The sequence below is a fragment of the Vibrio kagoshimensis genome (genome assembly GCF_050337535.1).
GTDB lineage: Bacteria > Pseudomonadota > Gammaproteobacteria > Enterobacterales > Vibrionaceae > Vibrio > Vibrio gallaecicus.
Genome location: NZ_JAKJSZ010000050.1, coordinates 1 through 2,764, shown reverse-complemented (window position 1 = coordinate 2,764; position 2,764 = coordinate 1). Strand labels below are relative to the sequence as shown.

Below are 2,764 nucleotides of genomic sequence, written 5' to 3'. Positions count from 1 at the left end.
GTCCATTAAAGTCTGGCTAGACACATATGCTAGAGAAGGTATCAAAACTGAATACGCTGAGTATGTCTTGTCTACTTTCACTGCAACCTACTTCTTAGAAATATTGGATACGATTAAATATCGTGTGTTTGTAAGTGAAGAGCAGGAAGTTATTCAAGGCTATGTAATGGTTAATCTTGAATCGCATTATCAAACGTCCAGTGATGGCTTTGAAGTCGAAAAACTATATGTCGATAACACTTTCAAAGGGAAAGGGTTAGATCGAAAGCTCTTGAATGAAGTCGAAAATCAGTTGGGTAATAAATACTGGCTWTACACTTGGGTTGAAAATGAATCCAATGGATTTTATGAGCMTCTGGGGTTGAGTCGAATAGGGCTTCTAACCTTTGAGTTTGCAGGGGCTTCAATAGAAAATAACGTGTATCAGTCAGCCYACACATAACAAAGCATTTAAGACGGATTCCCAACGCTCGGCATTTTTGGTTTGCTTCAGTTTCAGTGTTTACGGTGCAATACTTTAGGTTTGGTGGTCTGCGTTGCTCACCACTTAATGCGGCGTTATAACTAATTGATAAATCAGCTGGAATCGTAAATGAAGTTTAGACGGCTATTGGCTTACTTTCTGGATGTAATACCGATCACTATATTTGTGGCAGTATACTTTTGGTATTTCCAGGAATTTGATGACACTTTTAGATTGTTCACAGAAAACAAGAATGACATTAGCATTAGAGCAATGTTTTTAGAAGAAAGAAATGTGATACGAAATTTTGCTTCAATCTTATGTGTTGTTTACTTTGTTATATTTGAAGGATCAAACAGCAATAACACTTTAGGGAAGTCAATTTTAAGAATTAAAGTTGTGGATGTAGATGGTGATGATCTTACCTATAAACAATCACTCAATCGAAACATAGCTAAGTTCCTGTCAATTTTGCCACTTGGGCTGGGGCTACTGTATCCTTTGTTCAATAAAGAGAGGCTGTTCTTCCATGAGACGCTGTCCAATACTCGTGTGAGAAGGTTATAACAAGCAATTTAAGCAGACTGTCAACGCTCGGCATTTCAACTCGGTTTAGCTTCAGTGATTATGGCGGTAAATTTGAATGTAACGGTAGCGTTGTCAGCTACTTAATTGGGCGTTATATGCTTAAGGAAAGATATGAGAAACATCGAAATTTTCAACTTGATTACGGCAGAGATATTTGCGCGAAGTTATGCAAGTTTTCCCAATGAAATACATGTATTTTCTGATGAAATAGCTCAATCTGTAAAGGAGTATTACCCAGAAGAAATACAATTGGAAGTCGCTAACGAAGCTCGTGAAAGCGTTTTCTCTACAGTAGATTGGCTGGGTCGTTCGGGATATATTTTCGTTAAAGATGAACAAGATATAGGTTTTGGTCGTGTGACTTTAACGTCAAAGACTTTGTTATTGTTAGATCAAATACCTAGTTCACTTCAACATTCAATGGGTCATGAGTTTATAAAACAGTCAAAAGCTCTAAGCTCCGTAGCTGTAGTAGAGGCAGTTAAACTATTATTCTCGACCCAATGACGTCGCATATAACAAGCAATTTAAGCAGACTGCCAACGCTTGGCATTTTCAGCTCGGTTTAGCTTCAGTGATTTAGGTGGTAAATTTGAGTGTATTGGTAGCGTTGTCAGCTACTTAATTGGGCGTTAGCCGTCAACATACATATCGAGGAAAGGAGTCCTAAAATGCAAGTAGCTTTAGTTACAGGTGGTTCGAAAGGTATTGGGCTAGAAGTAGTCCTTCGCTTCGTGAAACTGGGGTATCAAGTGGTTACATGTTCTCGCTCTGAAACCGGGTGGGCAGAAGCACTAGATAATTACCCGGATTTAAATACTGTGGATCATAGGGTTGTAGATATCGCAGATGAACAGCAGTTAGAAAGTCTATTTTCATATATTGAATCAGAATACAAGAAACTGGATATTGCAGTGAATAACGCATCTCCGGCTCTTGTTTCACGTGGCTATTTACCTCAAGTTGACACAGCATTGCTTAAAGAAACCCTAAATGTTGATTTCTTTTGTCAGGCTTTGTGCCTCAGAGCAGAATTGAAATTAATGGGGGCAGGTTCAGCAATAGTGAATGTAAGCTCGGTTAATGGACTAAGACCGACACCTAATGCATCAATGTATAGTGCATCTAAACATGCTCTTGAAGGGCTAACACGTTCTGTCGCGCTCGAAAGTATCAGTTTAGGTATTCGAATTAATGCGGTAGCACCAGGTGTAACATGGACTCCACGTTGGGAAGAGCGCCAATTTGAAAATGAAAATATCCGTTCAGAAGTGTCAGAAGTCGTCCCGATGAAGCGCTTTGGTAATTCGAGTGAAATAGTGGACGCAATTGAATTTTTGTTGTCAGACAAGGCTACCTATATAGTAGGGCATACGTTGGTAGTTGATGGTGGGTTATCGTTGACATAAACGGCTAACAAAACGTTTAAGAGTGATTCCAAACGCGTGCCGGTTTCGCTTCGCTCACCATTATGGCACACGATTGTCACACCTTAACGTGGCGTTATGTACTTTTAGGGAAAATCAGAAACTTATGGATGAAAATACTGAAATTTGGCGCCAGTACTACGAAAAGGCATTGTCTCGCCCACATTCAAAACGTACTGAGTTTGCATCCAGACTCAATGAATCAAACCTTAAAATAGCCACTGACTGTGGTTGTGGAACAGGTAGTGATATCGAGTACCTAGAACAACAGGGTTATCAGGTTCAT

4 protein-coding genes and 1 pseudogene are annotated in these 2,764 nt (G+C 39.6%); all 5 read left to right on the top strand.

The window, feature by feature from the left end; genetic code table 11:
• Window positions 1-442, top strand: a 442-nt coding sequence (locus L4C37_RS22240; protein ID WP_429770149.1) for a GNAT family N-acetyltransferase, incomplete at its 5' end; no start/stop codon positions are given.
• 150 nt (window positions 443-592) lie between these two features.
• Window positions 593-1,030 (top strand): RDD family protein, encoded by a 438-nt coding sequence (locus tag L4C37_RS22235; RefSeq protein WP_429770147.1) that lies wholly within the window; start codon window positions 593-595, stop codon window positions 1,028-1,030.
• Window positions 1,031-1,162: 132 nt separating this feature from the next.
• Window positions 1,163-1,558, top strand: coding sequence for a hypothetical protein (locus L4C37_RS22230; RefSeq protein WP_429770145.1), 396 nt, complete (start codon window positions 1,163-1,165; stop codon window positions 1,556-1,558).
• Window positions 1,559-1,722: 164 nt separating this feature from the next.
• On the top strand, window positions 1,723-2,460 hold the full coding sequence (locus L4C37_RS22225) for an SDR family NAD(P)-dependent oxidoreductase (protein WP_372094260.1): 738 nt from the start codon (window positions 1,723-1,725) through the stop codon (window positions 2,458-2,460).
• A 124-nt stretch (window positions 2,461-2,584) separates the two neighbouring features.
• Window positions 2,585-2,764 (top strand): annotated as a pseudogene (locus L4C37_RS22220) (SAM-dependent methyltransferase); the annotation flags it as partial.

Coding starts and splice junctions, on each gene's coding strand:
- L4C37_RS22235 (WP_429770147.1), top strand. CDS start 593: ATGAAGTTTAGACGGCTATTGGCTTACTTTCTGGATGTAATACCGATC.
- L4C37_RS22230 (WP_429770145.1), top strand. CDS start 1,163: ATGAGAAACATCGAAATTTTCAACTTGATTACGGCAGAGATATTTGCG.
- L4C37_RS22225 (WP_372094260.1), top strand. CDS start 1,723: ATGCAAGTAGCTTTAGTTACAGGTGGTTCGAAAGGTATTGGGCTAGAA.